This is a genomic window from Pseudomonas sp. Lz4W, assembly GCF_000346225.2.
In the GTDB taxonomy this organism is placed as follows: Bacteria; Pseudomonadota; Gammaproteobacteria; order Pseudomonadales; family Pseudomonadaceae; genus Aquipseudomonas; species Aquipseudomonas paraversuta.
The window spans coordinates 1994115-2016684 of sequence record NZ_CP017432.1 but is presented as its reverse complement, the minus strand read 5'-3'; the positions used below and the strand labels follow the sequence as shown (position 1 = coordinate 2016684).

At 55.2% G+C, this 22570-nt stretch carries 23 protein-coding genes; 11 read left to right on the top strand and 12 right to left on the bottom strand.

Annotated elements, in window-relative coordinates; genetic code table 11:
* Positions 1-28 precede the first annotated feature (28 nt).
* Positions 29-712 (bottom strand): helix-turn-helix transcriptional regulator, encoded by a 684-nt coding sequence (locus tag B195_RS09540; protein ID WP_003447717.1) that lies wholly within the window; start codon positions 710-712, stop codon positions 29-31.
* A 369-nt stretch (positions 713-1081) separates the two neighbouring features.
* On the opposite strand from B195_RS09540, the gene B195_RS09535 reads away from it, so the two are divergent.
* Positions 1082-1537 carry a GFA family protein gene (locus tag B195_RS09535; RefSeq protein WP_003447716.1) on the top strand — a complete coding sequence of 152 codons (456 nt, stop codon included), beginning with the start codon at positions 1082-1084 and terminating at the stop codon, positions 1535-1537.
* Between the two features lie 79 nt (positions 1538-1616).
* Here the strand turns inward: B195_RS09535 and B195_RS09530 are convergent, their stop codons facing one another.
* The 3 genes from B195_RS09530 to yghU form a co-directional block, all read right to left on the bottom strand.
* On the bottom strand, positions 1617-2996 hold the full coding sequence (locus B195_RS09530) for an NAD(P)-binding domain-containing protein (protein WP_003447714.1): 1380 nt from the start codon (positions 2994-2996) through the stop codon (positions 1617-1619).
* Positions 2997-3083: 87 nt separating this feature from the next.
* Complete coding sequence (locus B195_RS22860; RefSeq protein ID WP_127196685.1) at positions 3084-3296, bottom strand: hypothetical protein; 213 nt, start codon at positions 3294-3296, stop codon at positions 3084-3086.
* Positions 3297-3488: 192 nt separating this feature from the next.
* A complete protein-coding gene (yghU, locus tag B195_RS09525) occupies positions 3489-4331 on the bottom strand; it encodes a glutathione-dependent disulfide-bond oxidoreductase (protein WP_003447712.1) in 843 nt (280 codons plus the stop codon).
* Between the two features lie 285 nt (positions 4332-4616).
* Between yghU and B195_RS09520 the strand changes: the two genes are divergently transcribed.
* The 4 genes from B195_RS09520 (at position 4617) to B195_RS09505 (ending at position 7224) form a co-directional block, all read left to right on the top strand.
* A complete protein-coding gene (locus B195_RS09520; protein ID WP_003447710.1) occupies positions 4617-5159 on the top strand; it encodes a DUF3455 domain-containing protein in 543 nt (180 codons plus the stop codon).
* 108 nt (positions 5160-5267) lie between these two features.
* Positions 5268-5834, top strand: a complete 567-nt coding sequence (locus tag B195_RS09515; protein ID WP_029612448.1) for a sigma-70 family RNA polymerase sigma factor — start codon at positions 5268-5270, stop codon at positions 5832-5834.
* Complete coding sequence (locus tag B195_RS09510) at positions 5831-6562, top strand: anti-sigma factor domain-containing protein (protein WP_003447706.1); 732 nt, start codon at positions 5831-5833, stop codon at positions 6560-6562. The genes B195_RS09515 and B195_RS09510 overlap by 4 nt, the downstream gene beginning before the upstream one ends.
* A gap of 305 nt (positions 6563-6867) precedes the next feature.
* Positions 6868-7224 carry an MmcQ/YjbR family DNA-binding protein gene (locus tag B195_RS09505; protein ID WP_003447704.1) on the top strand — a complete coding sequence of 119 codons (357 nt, stop codon included), beginning with the start codon at positions 6868-6870 and terminating at the stop codon, positions 7222-7224.
* Between the two features lie 156 nt (positions 7225-7380).
* Here B195_RS09505 and B195_RS09500 read toward each other — a convergent pair whose 3' ends face one another.
* Positions 7381-8271: a LysR substrate-binding domain-containing protein gene (locus B195_RS09500; protein ID WP_003447700.1), complete on the bottom strand. Its 891-nt coding sequence runs from the start codon at positions 8269-8271 to the stop codon at positions 7381-7383.
* 115 nt (positions 8272-8386) lie between these two features.
* On the opposite strand from B195_RS09500, the gene B195_RS09495 reads away from it, so the two are divergent.
* Together B195_RS09495 and B195_RS09490 are read left to right on the top strand one after the other, a co-directional pair.
* Positions 8387-8827, top strand: a complete 441-nt coding sequence (locus B195_RS09495) for a PACE efflux transporter (protein WP_003447699.1) — start codon at positions 8387-8389, stop codon at positions 8825-8827.
* Positions 8828-8877: 50 nt separating this feature from the next.
* Positions 8878-9408: a hypothetical protein gene (locus B195_RS09490; RefSeq protein WP_003447697.1), complete on the top strand. Its 531-nt coding sequence runs from the start codon at positions 8878-8880 to the stop codon at positions 9406-9408.
* Positions 9409-9593: 185 nt separating this feature from the next.
* On the opposite strand, the gene B195_RS09485 is transcribed toward B195_RS09490, so the two are convergent.
* Entirely contained in the window at positions 9594-10016 is a 423-nt protein-coding gene (locus B195_RS09485) for a MarR family winged helix-turn-helix transcriptional regulator (protein ID WP_003447695.1), read from the bottom strand.
* A complete protein-coding gene (locus B195_RS09480) occupies positions 10006-10884 on the bottom strand; it encodes an alpha/beta fold hydrolase (RefSeq protein ID WP_003447693.1) in 879 nt (292 codons plus the stop codon). Before B195_RS09480 ends, B195_RS09485 begins: the two co-directional genes overlap by 11 nt.
* Positions 10885-11368: 484 nt before the next feature.
* Here B195_RS09480 and B195_RS09475 point away from each other — a divergent pair, with 484 nt between their 5' ends.
* Positions 11369-11821: a hypothetical protein gene (locus B195_RS09475; RefSeq protein ID WP_003447689.1), complete on the top strand. Its 453-nt coding sequence runs from the start codon at positions 11369-11371 to the stop codon at positions 11819-11821.
* Between the two features lie 236 nt (positions 11822-12057).
* Here the strand turns inward: B195_RS09475 and B195_RS09470 are convergent, their stop codons facing one another.
* Together B195_RS09470 and B195_RS09465 are read right to left on the bottom strand one after the other, a co-directional pair.
* The gene (locus tag B195_RS09470) at positions 12058-13104 is read right to left on the bottom strand and encodes a S9 family peptidase (protein ID WP_003447687.1); all 1047 of its coding nucleotides are present in this window, start codon (positions 13102-13104) and stop codon (positions 12058-12060) included.
* Positions 13105-13188: 84 nt separating this feature from the next.
* The gene (locus B195_RS09465) at positions 13189-14082 is read right to left on the bottom strand and encodes a LysR family transcriptional regulator (RefSeq protein WP_003447685.1); all 894 of its coding nucleotides are present in this window, start codon (positions 14080-14082) and stop codon (positions 13189-13191) included.
* A gap of 128 nt (positions 14083-14210) precedes the next feature.
* Here B195_RS09465 and B195_RS09460 point away from each other — a divergent pair, with 128 nt between their 5' ends.
* Genes B195_RS09460 through B195_RS09450 form a run of 3 tightly spaced genes read left to right on the top strand, consistent with a single transcriptional unit; the run spans position 14211 to position 16977 of the window.
* The gene (locus B195_RS09460) at positions 14211-15392 is read left to right on the top strand and encodes an MFS transporter (RefSeq protein ID WP_003447683.1); all 1182 of its coding nucleotides are present in this window, start codon (positions 14211-14213) and stop codon (positions 15390-15392) included.
* Positions 15393-15419: 27 nt separating this feature from the next.
* Positions 15420-15923: a cyclophilin-like fold protein gene (locus B195_RS09455; protein ID WP_003447682.1), complete on the top strand. Its 504-nt coding sequence runs from the start codon at positions 15420-15422 to the stop codon at positions 15921-15923.
* A 25-nt stretch (positions 15924-15948) separates the two neighbouring features.
* Positions 15949-16977 (top strand): alpha/beta hydrolase, encoded by a 1029-nt coding sequence (locus B195_RS09450; protein WP_003447681.1) that lies wholly within the window; start codon positions 15949-15951, stop codon positions 16975-16977.
* Positions 16978-17667: 690 nt separating this feature from the next.
* Here B195_RS09450 and B195_RS09445 read toward each other — a convergent pair.
* The 3 genes from B195_RS09445 to B195_RS09430 all read right to left on the bottom strand — a co-directional run bounded on the left by B195_RS09445 (position 17668) and on the right by B195_RS09430 (position 22534).
* Complete coding sequence (locus B195_RS09445; RefSeq protein ID WP_003447680.1) at positions 17668-17967, bottom strand: hypothetical protein; 300 nt, start codon at positions 17965-17967, stop codon at positions 17668-17670.
* A gap of 737 nt (positions 17968-18704) precedes the next feature.
* The gene (locus B195_RS09435; protein WP_003447678.1) at positions 18705-20075 is read right to left on the bottom strand and encodes an aromatic acid/H+ symport family MFS transporter; all 1371 of its coding nucleotides are present in this window, start codon (positions 20073-20075) and stop codon (positions 18705-18707) included.
* An 83-nt stretch (positions 20076-20158) separates the two neighbouring features.
* On the bottom strand, positions 20159-22534 hold the full coding sequence (locus B195_RS09430; RefSeq protein WP_003447677.1) for a cytochrome P450/oxidoreductase: 2376 nt from the start codon (positions 22532-22534) through the stop codon (positions 20159-20161).
* Positions 22535-22570: the final 36 nt, after the last annotated feature.

The following is a 22570-nucleotide window of genomic DNA, read 5'->3' as shown; positions in this document are numbered from 1 at the left end:
GTTCAAACCGCAGCGGCTTCAACCCCTGTCAGGCGCCGAATGTTTTAGCCAGCGCGGTTGCTCCCCTGGCGGTCAGGGTGAGTGCCCTGGAGTCGAGATGACGGCTCACCCAGTCGCGTTTGAGCATCAGTTCCAGCAGTGCGGCCCCCAGCGCGCCGCCCATATGCGGCGTGCGCTCGCTCCAGTCCATGCAGGGATAGGCCAGGCGCCTGCGTTGCTGCACCAGGTAATCCACCTCAATCCCCAGTCTGGCCAGCAGCTGCGCACCTTTCTCGGTGAGGTCATAGTCCTGGCCCTGGATCTGGATCCAGCCCTCTGCCAGCATTGCGTCATGCACCTTCACCGCGATTTCGCCGGCGCAATGGTCGTAGCAAGTCCTTGCCTGCTTCAACGCCGAAGGCGTACTGGGCCTGAATACCGTCGCTGCGCGATCGGTGATCGACAGCAGCGCTTCCAGCGCCCGGGCCACTTGCGGACTGTTGAGCCGGTAGTAGCGATGACGGCCCTGCACATGCATCTGCACCAGCCCCTGCTCACGCAGCCGTGCAAAATGACCGCTCGCAGTGGACGCCGCAATATCGGCCAGTGCCGCAAGTTCAGTGGCCGTGCGTGCGCGACCATCCAGGAGCGCGCACAACATTATCGCGCGCGACGGATCAGCAATTGCCCCCGCCACCGCCGCCAGGGAAAGATCCGCAGCTTCAACATCCATAGTTCACTCAATCCCGAAGTGTTGATGTACCGGAGCGCCATACTGAGGCCAAATACCCTGAAGCGATAGATCGATGAGTCAATCAGGGTTCTTTGGCCACAAGGTGGTAGCGGCGACGACTTCGGCACCCTGTTCTGCAGCATGTTCGGCAACCGCTACCAGGACATGCCGCCGCCGGCCAGAGAAGTCATCAGCCAGGTTAAACAGGTTGGGCGGCCTACTAATCTGTAGTGAAGCAATACTAAATATGACAAATTGCCCGAGGATCAAAGAACCTGCGCCATCTGTCCGCAGGCTGCGCTTTCTGGCCATGTATGCGTCAGGCCAGCGCGCACCGAGCCCACCTTCCAGTTGCCAGCGAGGCCTGTCATGAGCACAACCCCTGCCGATAACCGCCCGGTTTACCAGGCTGCCTGCCATTGCGGCACCGTACGTTTCGCGCTACGGCTGAGCGATGGCCTGAACACGGTACGCCGGTGCAATTGTTCCTACTGCCGTATGCGCGGTGCGGTCGCCGTGTCGGCCAATCTGGCAGACATCGAGATAGTGCAGGGCAAGGATGCGCTGACGCTCTACCAGTTCAACAAGAACGAAGCCCGGCATTACTTCTGCTCGCGTTGTGGCATCTATACCTTTCACCAGCGCCGCTCTTCCCCCCATCAATACGGCGTGAACATTGCCTGTATCGAACACATGAGCCCGTTTGATTTCGCAGAAGTACCGGTGCTCGAAGGCCGCGCCCACCCCAATGACCGCGCGGACAAAAGGCCTTTGGTGGCGGGCTGGTTGCGCTATGAAGAGAATCGGCAGGTAACGGGTGATTGACGGCTGCCGGTCAGAACGGCAGTAGCAGCGCTACGGCTGGCGGCTTGCACGACCGGGTCGGCAAGCCTTGAGCCCGGCCCTAGCGCTGACGCAATAGGTTAACGTCGCCTTTGGCCCGGGTTTCGCGCAGGTACTCGTCCATCGAGTCATCCAGCGCCTGCAACCAGCGGGTATGGTGCGGGACCGCCGCCGTGCCGGTGATCACCGAACGATAGGACTTGTCGCGATAACCCATGATGTCGTGCTTCTTGTCGGTCTTCCACTTGAGAAAAATCCGGTTCACGGCATCGATATCGAAACTTGGATAGTCGGTCTGCTCGATCAGGTGCTTGATGTAACTGCCCTGGAATTCGTACATCGAGGCCGTGGACTCCAGGCTTTCTTCCCGGGCACGCCAGCGGGCGCTGTCGGCCTTCATGGCCGCCGGTGCAGGCAGGCCAATGCGCCCGAGCATGTAGTCGCGGGCATACCAGGCCTGGGCGTCGAACAGGTTGAAGCTGTACCAGAGGTCCTGCATGCCGAGGTAGATCAACTGCGGATTGTCTTCCCATATCACCCCTTGATAGAGCTCTGCGGGCCACAGCCGGTTGCCCGTCTTCAGGGTCAGTTCCTCGGGCAGAAAGGGGAAATGGTGCTTGTAGCCGGTGCAGAGGATTATCGCGTCCACCCGCTTGCTGGAGCCGTCGATAAAGTACGCCATGTCGCCGTCCACTTTGCTCAGTTGCGGGCGCTCCTCCCAGTTTTTGGGCCACTTGTAGCCCATGGGCTGGGTGCGGTAAGCACTGGTTATCGAGCGCGCACCGTACTTGTAGCACTGCGAGCCGATGTCCTCAGCCGAGTAGCTGCTGCCCACGATCAACAGGTCCTTGCCCTTGAGCTCGGTGGCTTCGCGGAAGTCGTGGGCGTGCATGATGCGCCCCGAAAAGCGCTCAAAACCTTCGAAGGCTGGCACATTCGGGGTCGAGAAATGGCCGCTGGCAACCACCACAAAATCGAATACCTCAGTCTTGCTCTGCTGCAGGCTGTAGTCATGGGAAGTGACGCTGAACTCCCGCGTCGCCTGGTCAAAACTGACATGTTTGACCGCCGTATTGAAGCGAATGTAATCACGCACACCGGCCTTGTTCACCCGGCCCTGGATGTAATCCCAAAGCACTTCACGGGGCGGATAAGAAGAGATCGGTCGACCGAAATGCTCATCGAAGCTGTAGTCGGAAAACTCCAGGCACTCTTTCGGGCCGTTGGACCACAGGTAACGGTACATGCTGCCATGGACCGGCTCGCCGTGCTCATCAAGCCCGGTGCGCCAGGTGTAGTTCCACATACCGCCCCAGTCGGCCTGCTTCTCGAAGCAAACCACATGCGGCATGGAAGCGCCTTTGGCATGGGCGGATTGAAAGGCACGCAGTTGCGCCAGGCCGCATGGACCGGCACCGATAATAGCGACACGAATAGACATCTGATTCCCTCGACAGTTAAACGCAGAAAAATAAAACACCGCCCCGGACGGCTAAAGCCGCAGGCAACGGGAGAAAGAGTTCAGGCGTTAAGCTGCAGGTGGCGGGAACGAGCGCTTGCGTTTGAATGCCACCAGCACGTCGTGGGGCAGCATTGGCTGGTATTGATAGCGTCTGGAGAGCTGTGCATTGGCACAAGGAGAAGCCATGAACCGAGCGGATTTCAGGTTAGGCCCATGGCCATCACTGCGTTGCGCAGGACGGGGGGCCGAAAAGCGAAAGATACGTGTGTTCTCATGCATGGGGGCTAATCCAGCCTCTTTTAGTTATGAATGCTCTGTAGCTATAAGGGATTGAAACGTTGATTGCAAGAATAAAACCCGTAGGGCCAGCATGGGTAAGTGCCAGCCCGGGACGCTTGGGTTTATGCGGGCAGCCCTGGCAAGGGGCTGCCCGTCAGCACCCGAAACCGCCAAGGGGCGGCTGCCGAGCGACTAGCTGCGCGCGTCGAAGTCACTGGCATCGTGACGCTCGGGCAACTGCTGCGAAGGGTCCCCCGAAATCCGGTTGACCCGGCGTCCTCGCTGGACCGCAGGCCGCGCCTCAACGGCATCCGCCCAGCGCTGGACATGCTTGTAATCCTGCACCGAAAGGAACTGCGCGGCCTCATATAACCGGCCTTTGAGCAGGCCGCCGTACCAGGGCCAGATCGCTATGTCGGCGATGGTGTATTGATCGCCGGCGACGTATTCGTTCACCGCCAGCTGCTTGTCCAGCACGTCCAGTTGACGTTTGACTTCCATGGCAAAACGGTCGATGGCGTACTCGATCTTGATCGGCGCGTAAGCATAAAAATGGCCAAACCCGCCCCCCAGATACGGCGCGCTGCCCATCTGCCAGAACAGCCAGGACAGGCATTCAGCCCGGGCCGCCGGTTCGGTGGGGACAAACGCCCCGAACTTCTCGGCCAGGTACAGCAAGATCGCTCCCGACTCGAAGATGCGCACGGGCTTGGGCCCGCTGTGATCCATCAGCGCCGGAATCTTGGAGTTAGGGTTTACCGCGACGAAGCCGCTGGAGAACTGATCGCCTTCACCAATCTTGATCAGCCAGGCATCGTACTCGGCCCCTTGATGACCGAGGGCCAGCAACTCCTCCAGTAAAATGCTGACCTTCTGCCCGTTGGGCGTGGCCAGGGAATACAGCTGCAGCGGATGACGCCCCACCGGCAATTCCTTGTCGTGGGTGGCGCCGGCCACCGGCCGGTTGATGCTGGCGAAAGTCCCGCCGTTTTCCTTGTTCCAGGTCCAGACCTTGGGTGGTACGTAATCAGTCATGCTTGATACTCCCGGGATTCAATTGCGCGGTGGACCAGCCAATATAGATAACGCTGCAACCGTGCAGTTCAGAACAGACGAAAAACTCGACCATACACCTTCGAAGAGCACCGGAGTACCGACGGCTTGCAGCGCTGCAAGCCGGCCCGGACCTTGACCCGCAGACTGGCTGAATCTTCCAGCGTTGATATTTTTTCCAGTTAGCTGCATCCAGTTGCTTCTCCCGTGGGTAGTACAGGTAGTAGCCATAGCTGCTGAACTGATTACCTTTCTGGAGAGATTTGCATGAACGCTAAACGATTCCTGGGCATTGTCAGCACTACGCTTGCGGCTACCTGCTTGTTGGTCACAGTGCCAGCTGCGTATGCCCAAACAGATTTGCCCGACAGCATCAAGGTTCCTGACGGTCACAAGGTCGCCCTGGAGACTGTGGGCGTAGGCGAAATCACGTATGAGTGTCGCGACAAAGCGAACGTCGCAGGTCAGACCGAATGGACTTTTGTCGGGCCCAAAGCAGTGCTTAATGATCGCAGTGGCAAACAGGTCGGCACCTACTTCGGACCACCTGCCACCTGGCAAGCCAAAGACGGCTCTAAAATCACCGGGACGCAACTGGCGGTTGCAGACTCAGGTACTGGTGACCTTCCCTATCAGTTGGTCAAGGCCAACCCTGCGCAAGGCAACGGCGCGATGAGCAATGTCAGCTATATCCAGCGAGTGGCCGTAAAAGGCGGCGTAGCCCCCATGACCGAATGCACCGCTGCAAACAAAGGCAAGCGCGAGGTGGTGAAATATCAGGCTGACTATATTTTTTGGGCAGCTAATTAAGCCAAGGATTCAGAACAGGCGGTTAGCGCGCAAAGTCGTCTACTCTCCTTCGACGAAACCCCGGCCCGATGGCTGGGGTTATTTACCAACTGCCGGCGGCTGAAAACTTTGTCTCTACCTGAACCCTGTTTTGACTATGAAGCCTGTCTGGCTGCTTGCGCCCGAGGCGAGCAGCAGGCATTGCAGGACTTGTATCAGCAGGAAAGTGCCCGTCTTTTAGGGGTTGCCAAGCGAATCGCTCGCGACAACGCCCTGGCCGAAGACATCGTGCACGATGCCTTTATCAAGATATGGACTCGTGCCGCCAGTTTCGATCCTGCACGAGGTTCTGCACGTGGCTGGATCTTCATCGTGACACGGCATTTGGCGCTGAACTTCATGCGAGATAACGCCCGGGAAGTGCAGGTCAGCGAGCACAGCGAAATGGCACTGCACGATTTAGCGTCCATGCAGACATCGTCAGGGAATGTGGACAGCTTCGATTATCGAGCCCGTTCAGGACGTATTTATGTGTGCCTTGAGCAACTGGAGCCGGCGCGGCGCAACTGCATTCTTCATGCATATGTCGATGGCTATTCGCATTCGCAAATATCGCAGAAACTGGGCACCCCGCTGGGGACTGTCAAAGCCTGGATCAAACGCAGCCTGGTGGTATTGCGGGAGTGCATGGGATGACCAGAAGCCCTGAGGGTGAGAGTCCCGACAACATTGATGAATTGGCGAGTGAGTATGTGCTGGGCACGTTGCCGGCCGAGCAACGCATCAAGATTAAAAAGCGTCTCGCTCAGGACGCCGATTTGCAAACAGCTGTCGATGCGTGGGAACAACGCTTGCTTGCCTTGACCGAACTGGCTGAACCGCAGCCCCCCTCTGCCCTGCTCTGGAGGCGAATCGAGCGCAGCGTGAACAGCACTGACCGGCGAGCATCAGGAGTGGCAGCCACCGCGAAGCCAACTTCATGGTGGAACCTTCTTCCTCTATGGCGTGGGCTCGCGGGAACAAGTCTTGTCGCAACGCTGTTGCTCGGATCAATACTCCTGACACGAACAGCTGTGGTAAACCCGACCACCTACCTGGTCGTTCTGGTAGCTCCGCAGAACCAGGCGCCCGGCTGGGTTATTCAGGCGAGCAACCCCAGGGAAATCCAACTGATACCTTTGGAGGTAGCGCAAGTCCCGGCTGATAAAGTACTTCAGTTCTGGACCAAAGCGGACGGCTGGCAAGCACCGGTATCCCTTGGCCTGGTCAAGCCAGGGCAAACGTTTTCAGTCCCTTTGGATAACCTGCCCCCTCTGGAACCCAACCAGCTCTTTGAGCTGACTCTGGAGAATCCCAATGGATCGCAGACCGGAAAACCCACAGGACCGATTCAGTTTATTGGCCGGGCCGTTAAAGTGATCTGAACAGGGGTTGAGTTGCCCCAGGTTCCGTGGACACCTTCGAGACACTGCCTGTAACCGAGAGCTGTCACTCCACTATCCAAGATGCAGGAGAATCATTGAGACAGTTTTTCAGACTTGCAACACGACTGGTTTCAGATAGAGGCTCGTGGCAATGACGGTCTCTGAACGATCCAGTGAGCAAGGTTTGGAGAGCAAAAGGGCGTAGGGCTTAATCATCTTCTCATCGATGGCCATTGTTCTTTGGCGAGGCGATTCAGCACCCACCCGCATCAGCTACCAGATAATCAATGCCTAAGGACAGCCCCATGTCATCCAGAAAAGCAGTGTTGAGCCATGTTGCGAAAACGTTCGATATCCAGCCTGATTACCCCTGGATCAAATTCCCGAAATACGCCGTCCTGAGGCACCCGGGATCTGAGAAATGGTTTGGAATAGTGATGAACGTACCCAAGGAAAAGCTGGGGCTCGCAGGCGAGGGAGAGGTTGATATTCTGGATGTGAAATGCGATCCGGACAAAGCGGGTTCACTTCGTCAAATGGAGGGTATTCTTCCGGGTTACCACATGAACAAAGAGCACTGGATCAGTGTGGTTCTGGACGGCTCGGTAGCAACCGAACACATACACGAACTCATTCAAGATAGTTACGAGTTAACTGAGTAGCGGTTCGAACTGACGAATCATGGTTATTCGGTTGCACAGATTTTATCTGCGCTCCCCCATCGGGTAGTGTTTGGCTATTTTGATCGATTGCAACCTTGCACGAACCTCAGCTCCTGGCCGATTGCTGCCTGTCATAGGGGCAGCAAAGAAGCGTCGTCATCCATCCTGTAGTGCGGCACCTGCCAGCCACAACAAGAAAGCATTCACATGCACCTGCCGCTCCCACCCTGGCACGCACACAGCAACATAACGCGGCCCGGGCAGGCTTACTTCTGGTCTATAGGTCACTAATTTTCCATGCCTGAGGCTATCGGCCACCAGTACATTGCTTGCCAGCACCAGTCCATGACCCGCGATAGCAGCGCTCAAAGCAAAATGCTCATCGTCTAACTCACGCATCTGCGCCGTTTCAAGCCAGGCCTGGCATTCTGCAGCCGCGCACCAGCTTTCCCAGTTGATTGAAAATACGCCCGGAGTTTTCCAGTGCACGTTGATCAGTTCGATCTGATTTACGTTTAGCGAGGCAACCAGATTCGGGGCACCGTAAACCGAAAATTGCTCGTTCATGAGTTCCTGACGGAACAACTTCGGGTCATCGCGGCTGACCGAGCGAATAGCAAGATCGATACTGGAATCACGCAGCAGATCGACTAGTTCGTTACGTGTATCAAGCCTCACATTATATTGTGGAAAGCTCCGATAGAAACCACCCAACCGTGGAATCAGCCAGGCTGCCGCCAAGCCCGGAGTAGTAGAAATGGTCAGGGTTTGGGGAGCAGTGTCCGGATAGAAAGCCTCCAGACTGCGGCGAATGTCTGATAATGCGCGATGAGTCTGGCGATATAGCATCTCGCCCTCTTCGGTCAACACCACACCTTGTCCAGATCGCATGAACAGCATTGCTCCGAGGCGGGCTTCCAGTGTCCTGACCTGATGGGAAATGGCCGCGGGGGTGACTGAGAGCTCCTCAGCTGCCGCTTTAAAGCTGCCCAGTCGCGCAGCCGCCTCGAAGGTGCGCAGCGCGTTGAGTGGAAGAGTCGAAAACACGCCTAGTTTCCTGGATGAATTGAATTGATGAGTATTAAATTTATCTCATTTTCCGTGGTGCGTACGGAGCGATACCGTCGCAGATATTCGATCCACTGCCCCTTCGGAAAACACCATGCAAGGACCTTCGCGGAAAATTCTACAAGCCATCCTCTATGAATCAATCGCTGTTGCGGTGCTGTCGCCCAGCATCTCGTTTATATACGACGAAGGTCTGGCTCATGCGGGAGCGCTGTCGTTGATGTTGTCGGTATGCGCGCTGCTGTGGAACGTGCTGTTTAACTATGCTTTTGAGTTCTGGGAAGCGCATCAGCCACAGCGTGCTCGCACGTTGGGCAGACGTTTGCTCCACTCACTGGGTTTTGAGGGGGGGCTGGTTCTGCTGTTGGTGCCACTGGTGGCATGGTGGCTGAAGATTTCTTGGTGGGCTGCACTGGTCACCGATCTGGGGCTGTTCGTTTTCTTCTTTTTTTACGCGCTGGTGTTTCAGTGGGTCTTCGACAGAGTATTCGATGTACCAAACTCCGCGAAGGGGGAAGCTTCGGTTAACCCATAATCCGCTCGGAATTCCGATTAGCCTACCTGTAGCAAGACTAGGATTTGAGTATGAATAATGCCACTAAAGCGATTGAACACTACATCTTCGGCAAGGACGGAAATCGGCCTGACTTGTTGCGGCATGCTTTTAGTCTGGACGCATCTCTTAACGTGAGAGTGCAGACAAGCACCATCCTGTTTCCCCCTTGCGTCAGCGGGCGCGAAGCTATTGCTGAAGTACTGGTGCGCAGCTTTAGCCAGCAATATGAGAACGTTTATACATTCTGCTTCGGAGACCCTCCAAAGCCCGAGGCAAATGTTCATAAGTGCAAATGGCTGGTTGGCATGTCAACAAAAGCGACTGGAGAGTTACGTGTAGGCTGTGGGGAATATCATTGGGTCTTTTCACCGCAAAGCGGCCTGGCCATTCAACTGTCCATCACTATCGAACACATGCTGGAGTGCCCTTCTGAACATAGGCGAAAAATAATGGATTGGCTTCAAGGTCGCCGCTATCCATGGTGTGAGTCTACCGACATGCTTGATTCGGCACCTTCGCTCAATTGCCTCCAGCCGGTTCTTGTCTACGTTGCTACTTGACCCCTATCAATGTAAGCGTGCGCGAGCATACGTGCTTGGCCGAGAACTGCCCATCACGAAGGGCAACTCCGGGCCAATAGCGGTCATTCAGCACAGCTGAAAATGGCCGGGAGCTGCCAATCGCAGCCCCATTGGCCTTGCTTTACGAATACGGGATTTTGGGTAGTTGCAGGCCGTGCATACAGTCATTGGCAACGTTGATGCACAGCGGTTAGCCAACGGGAAACTACCTCTAACTCCTTGTCGGTAAATTCTTCCGTCAATCTCGCGTTCAATGGGCCTAATTCGGTCGTCGCCAGTATTGCTGCTTCTAATCCTGCCTCTGTTAGCCAGAGCCGGTAGCTGCGCTTATCTTGTCCATCGACTCGACGATCGATCAACCCTGACTTCACCATTCGATCCGCTAACCCCGTCATGGCCGATGGCGCGATATCCAAGGCAGATGCCACTTCTCCGCTAAGTGCCCCATCTTGGGCGCGGATTACAAACAAAGCTCCGGCTTGAGTTGCACTGATGCCTGCGGTATTGGATACGTGCCGTTCAATATGCCTGGATAAACTTTTTTGAGCTGAGTTCAATAGATAAATGTAGCGACGATCATGTCTCATATTGATTTTCCGGCAATTGGGTATTCAGCCAAGCGACTACTATCGGCCACAGTTTGTCAGCATGCCGATGACGGAAGAACCCCAAATGGCCGATAGAAAATCCTTCACTGTCTTCGGGGCCTAATTGGCGGCGTTCAACAGTGCACTTAGTTAGATGCCCCATCATCAGGTCGATAGCTTGCGCCGGTGCCCAAGGATCATCATTGAAACCTAACGCCAGAATAGGTAACGAAGGTCGAGAAAATCTGGCAGCTGCGTTAACTGATGGGTCATCAAAAAAGTAATTGCGAAGGCTTGTCCAGCGTGACCACTCGAGCATGACATTCGCAGGAATATCCTCTCCGAGGCCCAGTCTGCGACCCGGAACGTAACCGAAGAGTTTGGCGGTTAGAGGCCCTATGATTTTCAGCAGAACCGATACTTTCAAGCGCTCCATGCCTGGCTTTATAAATCTGAGACAGCCTGCATGTGAGCATATAGTCACAGCTGCACGCAGCTTGCGACTGCTAGCACTCAACCCGATGGCGTGGCCACCAAAGCTGTGGCCTACAGCCAAATGGGCAAGGCTTGGGTAATGCTCAGACACCCACTGCGTTACGGCCTCGACATCGTTGTCAGCCCACGACGTAAATCCGGCTTTAACATCCTTCGGATGTGGCCCATCCCTACCGACGCCCCGGTAGTTGTATGTGATGACAGTGAAGCCATTCTCTGTCAAAAATTGTGCAAAAGCGAAATACATTCGTTCGGTGACAGCCGTCGCAGGATTGATTTGAACGACTGCTTTAGCAGCGCCTATCGCCTCGTGAACATGGAGCTTTACAGGACTACCATCAGGGCAAATAGCTGTGTTTTGTACTGGGCTCATAGGATTATTTCGCATGTGAAATAATATACTTAACATGCGAAATACACACTCATCAAGCCATTGCTACATGTCGCGCTTGTCTTAGGGCTTGTGGCAAGTTAGATCTGGCTAGTTTTTCTCACGACGGTTGCCGTTTGAATTGATCGCGGAAGGACGTTGGTGACCGCTTCTGGCCGATTGTAGTCCCTCGCAACAGGCTGCTATCGGCCACAAGCTGCCGGTCAGCACGGGCGGAAAGCGGCCAATAGCTGCCTCAAGCCCTTTCCGCGAATGCGTCGCCCGCGGCCTAATACTCACTCGCAGAGAACGATAACAATCAGCGTTGATGGAGGCTGTCGAGGTGCACATTCAGCCACGCATTACGAATAAATTCGCTCCTACTGCAGCGCGAGTGACTGCCAACAAAGCAGAACAGATATCTTGGACTAGCTTTATCTGAATCACTGAAGCCTCCGACCACAACTCAACCAGGCCAAAGTTCGTAATGCTCAAAAAAATCGATTTGACGATCACCCACGATTACCTCAATCCATTTGCCTCGCCGGACGCACCCAAACTTAGCCCGGAGCTGGCGGACTACCTGTTGGATAGTGCCTGGTACTACCCCAAGCTGTGCCTGCAGATCAACTGCCCCGAAAATGAGCGAGAACGCCTACAGCAAGCTATCAGCAATACCTTTGCAGAAAAGAGCGAGCAAGTCAGAGGGGATATTCTCATCCTACAGTTGGAAGCGCTGACACTCCTGGGCCTGGCACTGGCGGTGGGGCTGATAGGCAATGCTCTAGGCATTGAAAGCACCATCCCGGTGGCAGTATTTACCGTTACGGTGTGGATGCTGCTCTGGCGCAGCGCAGAGATATTTTTTCTGGATATCCGCAGCGCTTATCGGGAGTTGCGTAAGTACCGGCGTATAGCAAGCGCAACAAAGCAGTATTGATTGAAAGTGTTGATTCGCCGCTGATTTAATAAGTACCCTCGAAGACCAGCTCTTGGCAGATTTCAATCCCTCGTGGCAGACAGAAACGATACCATCAAGCAGTCCACGAAAATGGGAGTGGCCGATAGCAGCCTTTCATGACAGGCTGCTATCGGCCAGAAGCAGTCACTCAAGACTTTACAAAAGCAGGGGCGATTCACTTCAGGCCCACACTGAGTGAGTCGCGTATCTGCTGGTCAGCGTGCCTCCGTTATGCCCGCTCTTGCATGAACCCACTCGGTTATCGTTTCAAGGGCACCAGGGGCGTAGGCATGACGACCCTCCATCAGGAATCTCAGCATGGTTAGCCAGGGCCATTCGCTGGTTAGTTGTGTGTTATAGGGAACCGCCCTCAGGAGTCCATGACTTGCATCCGGTATGACTTCTATCCGATTGGCGGGATGGTTGCCCCCTACAGTCTTTCGGTAAATATCTGCATTGACCTCAGGATTAACATTCAGATCGTCCGCCCCCCACAACGCGAGCACTGGAACCTCGAGCTCTTTCAAATCTTGGGTTGCATCTTCGTGAAGATTTCGTCGCACAAAAGCCCACCGCTCCGGGCTCATATCGCCCAGAAGGGTTGCTGACGGCACTTGCGAAGAGGCAAACAAACGTTCGTCAGCTTCGGCCATCTCCGCCATCGCCCGTTCAATGTCAGCCGCAGACATCCCTGTGCGCTGCAACCGCTGCCTGGTGTAATAGTCTCCTTGCCGTTGCCAAGATACGGCGCCTCCGACAAGTACAATAAAGTCCGCACCATTGGGCCTAAGGCGGGGCACGACCCAACCGGCTTGCGAAAACCCAAGAACACCAACAGGGATCCCTTGCAACTTGCTGCGCAGGGTAGAAATCGCGCTGCGCACGTTAACAGAGCGGTCAGTCATCGACTGATTGAGCCAATTCCCCTGCGAGTCGCCAATGCCCGGTTTATCCCACGATACAACCGCAATGCCTGCATCAAGAAGAGCGTTGATGAGTGGATCGTAACCCTGCTGCGATGTGCGATCTTGTGGGCCATCCCCGTGAACCAGAACCACTGCCGCGGTTGCAGTTTGGTCAGGCAGCCAGAGCGTACCCGCCAGGAGCAGTCCATTTGCTTCGAATGTAAAAGGCTCACTTACTCTGCGATCCAGACCATAGGTATCAAGACGGGATAGAACAAAAAAAACGATGACCGTGGCGAGGCAAACGAAAGAAATCAACCATCCGCGATTACGCTTCGTGCGGATTACTTTATGCATAGTCACTACCTTTTCGTTTCATGAGCTGCGGCCAACTTGCGCAGACTTCAGACCCACTGTATCTACACTAAAAGAGCACCCTCTCTACCCGGCTTTGCGCAATGCGTTGGCAACCAGTGTGAAGGCGGGAGATGGCTGTCGACGGCTGGGGTAATACAAATAGTAGCCAGAGAACGGTGGGCACCAATCTTCCAGCACCCGCTCCAGCCTCCCTTCACGCAGGTGCGGCTCAAACTCCTCCTCTGGCAGGTACGCAATGCCCAGTCCGGCCAGGGCCGCATCCACGATATGGCTCGACGTGTTGAAAATAAGCTGGCCGTCTACACGCACGTTTACCTGCTTGCCGCGCTGCTCAAAGTCCCACACATAGAGCCCGCCAGATGTCTGCATACGCTGGTTGATACAGCTATGGTTCATCAGGTCGCGCGGGTTTTCGGGAGTGCCACGGCTGGCAAAGTACCCTGGCACGGCGACAACAGCCATCCGCAATGGCGGGCCTATCGGGACTGCGATCATGTCTTTGTCGATAGTGTCACCCAGGCGCACGCCTGCATCAAAACGATCCGCCACAATGTCCCTGAATCCGTAACTCACGTCGAACTCAACGTTGATGTCCGGATATTCGTGGAGTAGCGCGGTGAGCTTGGGTAGCAACGTGGTACGCAGAACATGATCGCCGCAAGTGATGCGTACGGTGCCCGCAGGCTTGTCGCGCATTTGCGTCAGGTTATCCAGCTCTGCCTCGATTTCATCGAAGCGATTACCGATTGCTTGCAGCAGTCGCTCGCCCGCGACAGTCGGCGAAACGCTGCGGGTGGTGCGCGTCAGTAACCTGATTTGCAGGCGCGCTTCCAGACCACTGATGGCCTGGCTCAGTGCCGACTGGGTAACGCCCAGTACCCCGGCGGCACGGGTGAAGCTACCTTCGCGCGCCACTGTCACGAATGAAAGCAGATCGTTGAGGTTTCCTCTGACCATGGTATGCAGCACCTTTCACAGCTATTAATTAGCTCAGCTTATAGCCTTGTTAAGTATTCATTAGCTAGTCCCGGGAGTGATCGTTCGTCACCATTACCGCTATGAATACGAATAAGCGCGAGGCCCCGATGGGCACTGTTTCAACCAGCAACCAGGCGCCTGCCTACTGGAGCGGTGTCTTTGCGATGACGCTGTGTGTTTTCGCCCTGATCGCTTCTGAGTTCATGCCCGTCAGCCTGCTGACGCCGATGGCCGTTGATCTTCGGATTAGCGAAGGGATGGCCGGGCAAGGCATTGCGATTTCCGGGGCATTTGCCGTGCTGACCAGCCTGTCAATCTCGTGGCTTGCCAGAACCCTCGATCGCAAGCTGCTGCTGTTGGCACTGGCCGGGTTGATGGCTGTCTCGGGCTTGATCGTCGGGCTGGCCCCCGACTATCAAACTTACATGGTCGGCCGTGCGCTCATCGGTGTGGTCATTGGCGGTTTCTGGGCGATGTCCGCGGCGACGGCCATGCGCTTGGTACCCGCTGCGCAGGTGCCGAAGGCATTGGCCATCTTCAATGGCGGTAACGCGCTGGCGACCGTAGTTGCCGCACCGCTGGGCAGTTATCTGGGCTCCATTATTGGCTGGCGCGGGGCTTTTTTCTGTGTGGTACCCGTCGCGACGATTGCTCTGGTCTGGATGTTCATCAGCCTGCCCCCCATGCCGGTGGAACCGCGCAAACCAGGCTCCGGAAATGTATTCAAACTGTTCAAAAATCGATCCGTGGCGCTGGGCATGGCCGGTTGCGCAGCCTTCTTCATGGGGCAGTTTGCGCTGTTTACCTACCTGCGGCCCTTCCTTGAAACGGTAACCCGCGTCGATGTATCCACGTTGTCGTTGATCTTGCTGGTGATCGGTGCGGCAGGCTTTATCGGCACCCTGATCATCGGCCGGGTTCTGAGGCGCCGCCTGTTCCAGACGTTGATAGTCATTCCGGTCTTGATGGCCTTGATCGCGCTGGCACTGATCCCTTTTGGCCACTCGATCATCGCTGTTGCTGCACTGCTGGGCTTATGGGGGCTGTTGGCGACTGCGGCCCCGGTGGGCTGGTGGAGCTGGATCGCACAGGCCATGCCGAATAATGCCGAGGCTGGCGGCGGCCTGATGGTAGCCGTGATTCAACTTTCCATTGCTCTGGGCTCAACCGTGGGTGGAATGCTGTTCGATAGTCACGGCTATCAGAGCACGTTTGTCGCTAGTGCAATTGTGCTGCTGCTGGGTGCCGCGGTGACCGTACTGGCGGCTACCCACGCTCGAACCGCTTGAACCACGCAACGATCCTGAAGACGGGTCATGACCGCGAGCATTCACCCCGCCGCAAATACCCCGCAGCGCGAAGGCTGGGGCAAGCGGTCATTTGGTTGGCCTGGCGTGCTGTATTCAGCTCTCGTGCTTGGCAGTTACATCCTAATGAATGATGCCGCGTCGGCGTCCTCGATCACGGAGAAATATCCCATGTGGATGACAGTCGGCGAACAACGCTTCGCCATCACCTTGGCCGACAACGCAGCCGCTCGGACGTTTGCCACGCTCCTGCCACTCACGCTGGAGATGAACGATCTCAACAGCAATGAAAAATACGCCAGCCTTCCTGCAGCCCTGCCCTCCAATGCGAGCAAGCCGGGAACGATCCACGCGGGTGATCTGATGTTGTATGGCAATGACACCCTGGTTGTTTTCTATACGACCTTTGAATCGAGGTACGCATACACACGCCTTGGACATGTGGACGAAAACGCGAACCTTGCACAAGTGCTGGGCCGACATGCCGTGAAAGTAACTATCTCCCAAAACTGACTACTCTGCTTCGATAGGGCTACCAATGAAAAAGCTCATGGTTTTACTCACCCTTCTTGTCAGTTCACTCTCAGCAACAGGAGCCGATATGTCCAGAGGCGCAGATAACTTCTATACCAGCGACAAAGTGACAGTGCTGAAGGTCAATTTCAAAAACCAGTACCAAATGAACGTGTCAGGCAATCTGTTCATCCCTAAAAACCTCGACGCCAACACCAGAAGTCCTGCGATTGTTGTTGGTCACCCGATGGGCGCGGTCAAGGAGCAAAGCGCTAATCTGTATGCCACTAAATTGGCAGAAAAGGGCTTTGTGACACTGTCACTGGATCTTTCATTCTGGGGCGAAAGCGAGGGTCTGCCACGCAATGCAGTTTCGCCGGATATTTATGCCGAAGACTTCAGTGCCGCGGTGGATTTTCTTGGCACCCGGCCTTTTATCGATAAAGAGCGGATAGGCGCACTCGGCATCTGCGGGAGCGGCAGCTTTGTTATCAGCGCAGCCAAGATCGACCCACGCATGAAAGCCATTGCAACGGTCAGCATGTATGACATGGGCGCAGCCAACCGTAATGGCTTGAAGCATGGGCAGACGCTTGAGCAGCGCAAAGAGACCATCGCGCAAGCCGCACAGCAGCGGTATGTAGAGTTCACCGGCGGTGAAACGCTCTACACCAGCGGCACGGTCCACCAACTGGACGAAAATACTCACCCGATTCAGCGTGAGTTCTATGATTTCTATCGCACACCCCGTGGCGAATACACACCAGCCAGCTCGTCCAGAGAGCTGACCACGCACCCAACGCTTACTAGCAACATCAAATTCATGAACTTCTACCTTTTCAATGACATCGAGACGATTTCACCTCGTCCGATGCTATTCATTGCCGGAGCCGATGCCCACTCCAGAGAGTTCAGCGAAGAAGCTTACAAGCTTGCGGGTCAACCCAAGGAGCTCGTCATCATTCCTGGCGCTGGCCATGTTGACCTTTATGATCGCGTCGATCTCATTCCTTTTGAAAAACTGGCGAGCTTTTTCCAGAGTAATTTGAAGTGATGACAGTGAAGTCGAATTAACCATTCGGCTTGAACGGTGTTTGTCCAAGGTCCGCTTCTGGCCGATTGTAGTCCTTCGCGACAGGCTGCTATCGGCCAATAGCGGACAGTTAAGATACGAGTTCAGCTACCGTTTTGCAGTAGTGCGGACAGCGCAATATGCCGGCTTGATCTACGCACTTGAGTGAGAGGTGGCGGCCTATGAAAAGGGGACACATTTATTTTTCTAACGGTTTTCGATATCAGGACAGGGATCATTGCCGACCAAGCAACCTTGAGAGCGGTGCAGACGTATACCAGGGATGTCTGCCAGCGACCCTAAGAGGCCCGGGTTTCGCTTTGTCTTTTGCGGCCAGTTCATTTTGACGGTTCTTCATATCCAACTGGCAGCCCAACCAGAGTGTTGCGATACCGAAAACAAACAGTAGTACTACCTGATATATGGGCACTATTTTCTCTCTGGAAAATTAGATGCGCAGAAAAATTTGGCTGCATCGTGCACTATTTTTTCGAAGCGCTCAAATGAGTGACGAGTGAGCAGCGTTTTAATGGTGGGCTGATAGGGCTTAAAGAAAATAAAGACCTGCGAGCAGGCCATGATGGCCTGCTGCAGTAATATTCAGGAGTAGCGAGAGCAATAGTGTTTTTGTAGAGTCCTGGGTCGCTACTCTCTTGTGTTGCTTTATTGTTTTTAAACTGCGCTTCGGCAGCTTTCGCAGCGCCATCCCTTATAACTTTCGGAATTCTCAAGCGCTGTAACCAAATCACGACCGCCTATACTATTTTTGCAGTTGTTATGTTTTTCATTTGGTTGTTTTATCCCCTCGCATTGTTTTTTCAGGAAGGGGTTTACCACCGCTTGCTGCCTTGACGAAAGTGCTCTAAATCCCTTGTCTACAGCTAGCTGGGCGAAGCTATGTACGCTTGGCTTTTCACCTTGAAATGCGTTCTGCGCGATAAGGGCCGAGAAAATCTCTCGCTCGATAGTCATTCGTTAATCCTTTATTCAATCAACAAGTTTGCTCATGTTTTTTCTTGTTCTGAGCAATGCGAAAGCATACGTTACCATTGGGTGTGGTTTTATTGAACTGGGTTTCCATCCAGCTATAAAAGGCAAGGCTTCTCATTTTTGGTCGGTAAATATTGGTTTCTTGGTGTTTAGAATATTTCAACAGGCCTTTGTTGCAATTTATTTCTTGTTCGAGAGAGTGAGGAAGTTTCGCTTTGCACTTTGATGAGGTCGTGCGCCGTGGGAGACTCCTGTCTGTCGCACTAAATTTAAGAATGACGATGCTGCTTATGAAGTTCTATAAAGTTCGGCGATTCCCTATTCCGGGCTGTCGACAAAATCTCCACGGCAGGTACTGTGTGCGAAGCGACCTAAACGGCCTTGACTAACTAACAGGGGGGCGAAATTCTCAAGTCTCCACAGAAGTGGCGGTACGTTTGTGGCTAGAGGCTGAGTCTCTGGTCGAGTCGGTTCGGGAGTGCCAACACAAAGCCTTAAGCGATGAGGGCGCTACTCATCATTTAATCGGATGGATCCGCTCAGGATGAATTGCCCCGACTTTCCTGGACGCCTTTGAGCGGCTGCTTTTAGCCGATTGTAGTCCTTCGCGACAGGCTGCTATCGGCCCATATCTGCCGGTCGCAGCCGGCAGATATTTACCCAACGAACCGTCGATGGATTTATGCCCCATTGGCCTCAAACCGCTCTTCGTCGCGACCTCAAAGCGGACTGCTTTCCTTGACCTGCCCTTTCCACTCGCGGACTTCATCCTTCGCCTTGGGTGCCTTCACCTGAGATATGAACAGCGCCGCCAGAACTGCCGGAATAGCGCTGAGAATGAAAATTTGACTGACCGGCATCTGCATACCGATAAACAGGCTGCCGAACAGTGGCCCCAGAATCGAACCAAAGCGCCCTACTCCCAAGGCCCAACCGGCCCCTGTAGCGCGGCAATGGGCCGGGTAGAAGTTGCTGCTGAACGCGTTAAGTGTCAGTTGTCCGCCTATCACACACATACCGGTGGCGAAAACCAACCCGATCATCACGACCTTATTGTCGTGAAACAGCCCAATCAGGAAGGTGAACAATCCAGCTGCGGCAAGCACCACACACAACAGTTTTGCCTTGTTGGTGACACGGTCGGCAAAGTAGGACATCGCGCCTGCGCCGATCGTCCCGGCAAACAGGAACAATGACGTGATCAAGTTTGCTTCACTGAGGTTGACGCCGTTCTGTTTGAGCAAGGTCGGCAACCAGCTCACCATGAAGTACAGCAAGATCAACGCCATAAAGAACGTTGCCCAGATCATGAGCGTGGGGCGGGCATAGCCATTGCGGAACAGCTCGACCACGGCAAAGCGACTGGGGGATTGAGACGCCTTCGACTGCGCATCCCATACAGGCACCGGCTCCCAGTCGAGTTTCATTCTGCGCGTCAACTTGCGCAACCGAACAAAAGGGGCTCCGTCTTTGAGCAACCTTGGCAACGACTCCGGCAGGAACAAGAGCAACGCCGGCAAGAGCATCAAGGGGGCGATACCGCCGGTGAGAAATACCGACTGCCAACCAAATCGGTCGATCAATGCTGCGGCCACGAAACCGCCCATTGCCCCGCCCAGGGAGAAGCCACAAGCCGCCAGCGTTACCATCAATGTGCGCTGGCGAGGTGGCGAGTACTCGGACATGAGCGCCATTGCGCAGGGCATGGCACCACCCATGCCGATTCCGCAAATGAAGCGAACCCAGACCAACCCCTCGATGGAGTTGACCAGCGCCGTTGTCAACGTCAGCAGGCCATAGACCGATACGCAGCCTATGAGTACAACGCGAATGCCGATTCGATCGGCCAGGGGCGTGACCAGCAGTGATCCAAACGTCAGTCCCAGCAAGTTAGCGCTGAACACCGGGCCGAACAGTACTTTATCTACGTTCCATTCCTGAGCCAGTGCCGGCACGACGTAACCAAGCCCGAGCGCGTCGTAGCCGTCGGTGATCAACAGCAACGTCAGTAACAGTAATAGCCGCCATTGAAATCCTGAGATCGGGTGGCGATCCAGGGTCGCACGAAAATTCGAGATCTGATCCTGCATGGTTGTTTACCTGATTATTATTGTTTGGGTAAGCAATGGGTGACAGCGCGCGGGTGTGCGAATGCCACCCGCGCCTTGAAGCCCTAAAGCTTCAATACCAGTCGGCCGGTCCTGGCTCTTGAACAGCAGGCCATCATTCGATCGTTTACCTGCCGTTCCGAGGGGGTCAAGACCTGATCCCGGTGATCCACTTCACCCTGAGCAACGCGCACCTCGCATGAGCCGCAGAGGCCTTCGCCACAGTCACTGGGAATATCCACGTTGAAGGCTTGAAGGGCCTGCAAAAGCGTTTGCTCGGGGGCCACCTGGATGGTCAGCCCGGAGTCTTGCAAATCGACCGTGAAGCCCTTTTCAGTGCTCGCATCAAGCGGCTTGAGCGCGGCACTGAAATGTTCGATGCGCAAGGTCAGGTCTGGCCTACAGAGCACCTGCTCTTGCAAGTGAGTCAGCAGCCGCTCTGGGCCGCAAGCGTATAGTTGGGTCCCCGCCGCAGCCGTATCCAGCAGCGAGCTGACCTGCAGGCGCCCCCCTTGTTCCGCGGAATAAAACTGCACACATTCCAGGTGGTCACGCGTGAGCCTCTCGATAAAAGCCATTGATTGCAGTGAGCGCCCGGCGTAATGAATGCGATATCGCTTACCCAATTGTTTGAGGCGATCTGCCATGCTGATGATCGGTGTAATGCCGATACCGCCTGCTATCAGCAGGTAGTCATCCGCCGTCTCATCCAGTCGAAAGTGGTTCCTCGGGCCGCGAATTTTCAGCGCCATGCCTTCGGTGACCGTTTGATGGATAAAGGCAGAACCGCCTCTGCCGCTTCCCTCCTTGAGAACAGCAACTCTCAGTTCGTGGCCATTGTGCAAAATGCCACACAACGAATATTTACGAACATAGTCACCTGCGATCACATCGATATGGGCGCCCGGCGTCCAACCCGGCAGCTTACTCCCGCCTGGATCGGCCAACGCGATACCCAAAACGCCGTCGGCTTCCTCCTTTACTTGCGTAACGATCACATGGCGGTAAATATCGGCCCGCGCGGGTGGACCTATTTTCAGTGGAAGGTGACTGTCAACGATCCCTGGTACGGCCCGTTCCGGATTGCGCTCTGGATCCCACTCAACCCACAAGTGCTCCGGCCCGTGGAATGAAATATTCGGGATGCCTTCAAACTTCTGGTTCTCCACCAGCCGCATGTGAGGCAGACGCTTGGTGAATTCTTCAATGAAAATGCGCATTTCCATACGCGCCAGATTCTTGCCCAGACACTGGTGGCTGCCATAACCAAACGATAGATGGTCGGTGGTGTTGTCTCGGTAGATATCCAGCTCGTCGGCGTTTTCGAAGTGTCGTTCATCATGGTTGGCGGAGGCCATGACCACCATCAACCTGGCACCTTTGGGGATCTCGACATTGCCAATGCGCGTCGATTCGGTCGCCAACCGCCGCCACGCGACAATCGAGCCGGAAAAACGCAGGCACTCCTCCACCGCATTGGGAATCAATGCGGGATCGGCGCACAGTTGATCCCAGGCCGTACGGTGGGTCAGCAATAACTTCAAGGCATTGGCTGAAGCATGCGCGGTGGTTTCATGCGCAGCGACGATACCGGCCATCATCATGGAGTGCAGATAAGAGTCGGTCACGATCTCGGGGATATCCTTCTGCCGCTGGAGGGCATAGCCCATCCAGCCTTCGCCCGAATCCTCCTTGCGCATTTTTTCCAGTACCTGGCCGGCATACCGCCAGAATTGTCCAACCGCTTCGGCGACGGCCACCTGCTCTTCTGGAGAGGGCCTGCCCCATGTGTTCACGGTATGGGCGATCGAGTACTTGCGCAGAGTGTCCATGTCCTCTTCGGGGACGCCCAGAAAATGCAGCGCTACCGTCAGCGGCAATTCCCAGAGCATTTGATCCACCAGATCGGCCTTGCCGGCATTGATGAAGCGATCGATGTAATCGCGCGTTAAACGCCGCACCATTGGCTCATGGTGGGCCAACTCCTCTACCGAAAACGACCCCATCAGCGCCCGGCGTCTATCCATGTGCGCCGGTTCATCTTCATTGACCAGTGTTCTATCCATGGCGTAACCGTGACCCATCAGCACGTCCTGTGCCTCCTGGGCAAAAGGTGTGACCTTTTCCAGTGCGTTGGCGGGCGAGTAAATCCGATTGTCACGAAATATCGCTTTCACATCCTCGTAGCGGCTGACAATCCAGTGACCCATCTTGTCACTGTAAAACACCGGTTCCTGATCCCTGAACCAGCGCAAGGCACTGGCAGGATCCAGCTGATACGGCTCGTCGAAAGGATCAAAGCTGGCCGCCGCCGCAGAGAACGGACACCCCGCACTTGCAGCGGGTTTCATCTGGCCATGATCGAACGGACATTTTCCGGCACTGACTGATTGACCGGCTTCACGGGATGCAGTCTTTTCCGGCGCACTGGGCTGAGACATGGTTGACCTCTTATTGTTTTACTTTTATCGCACAAC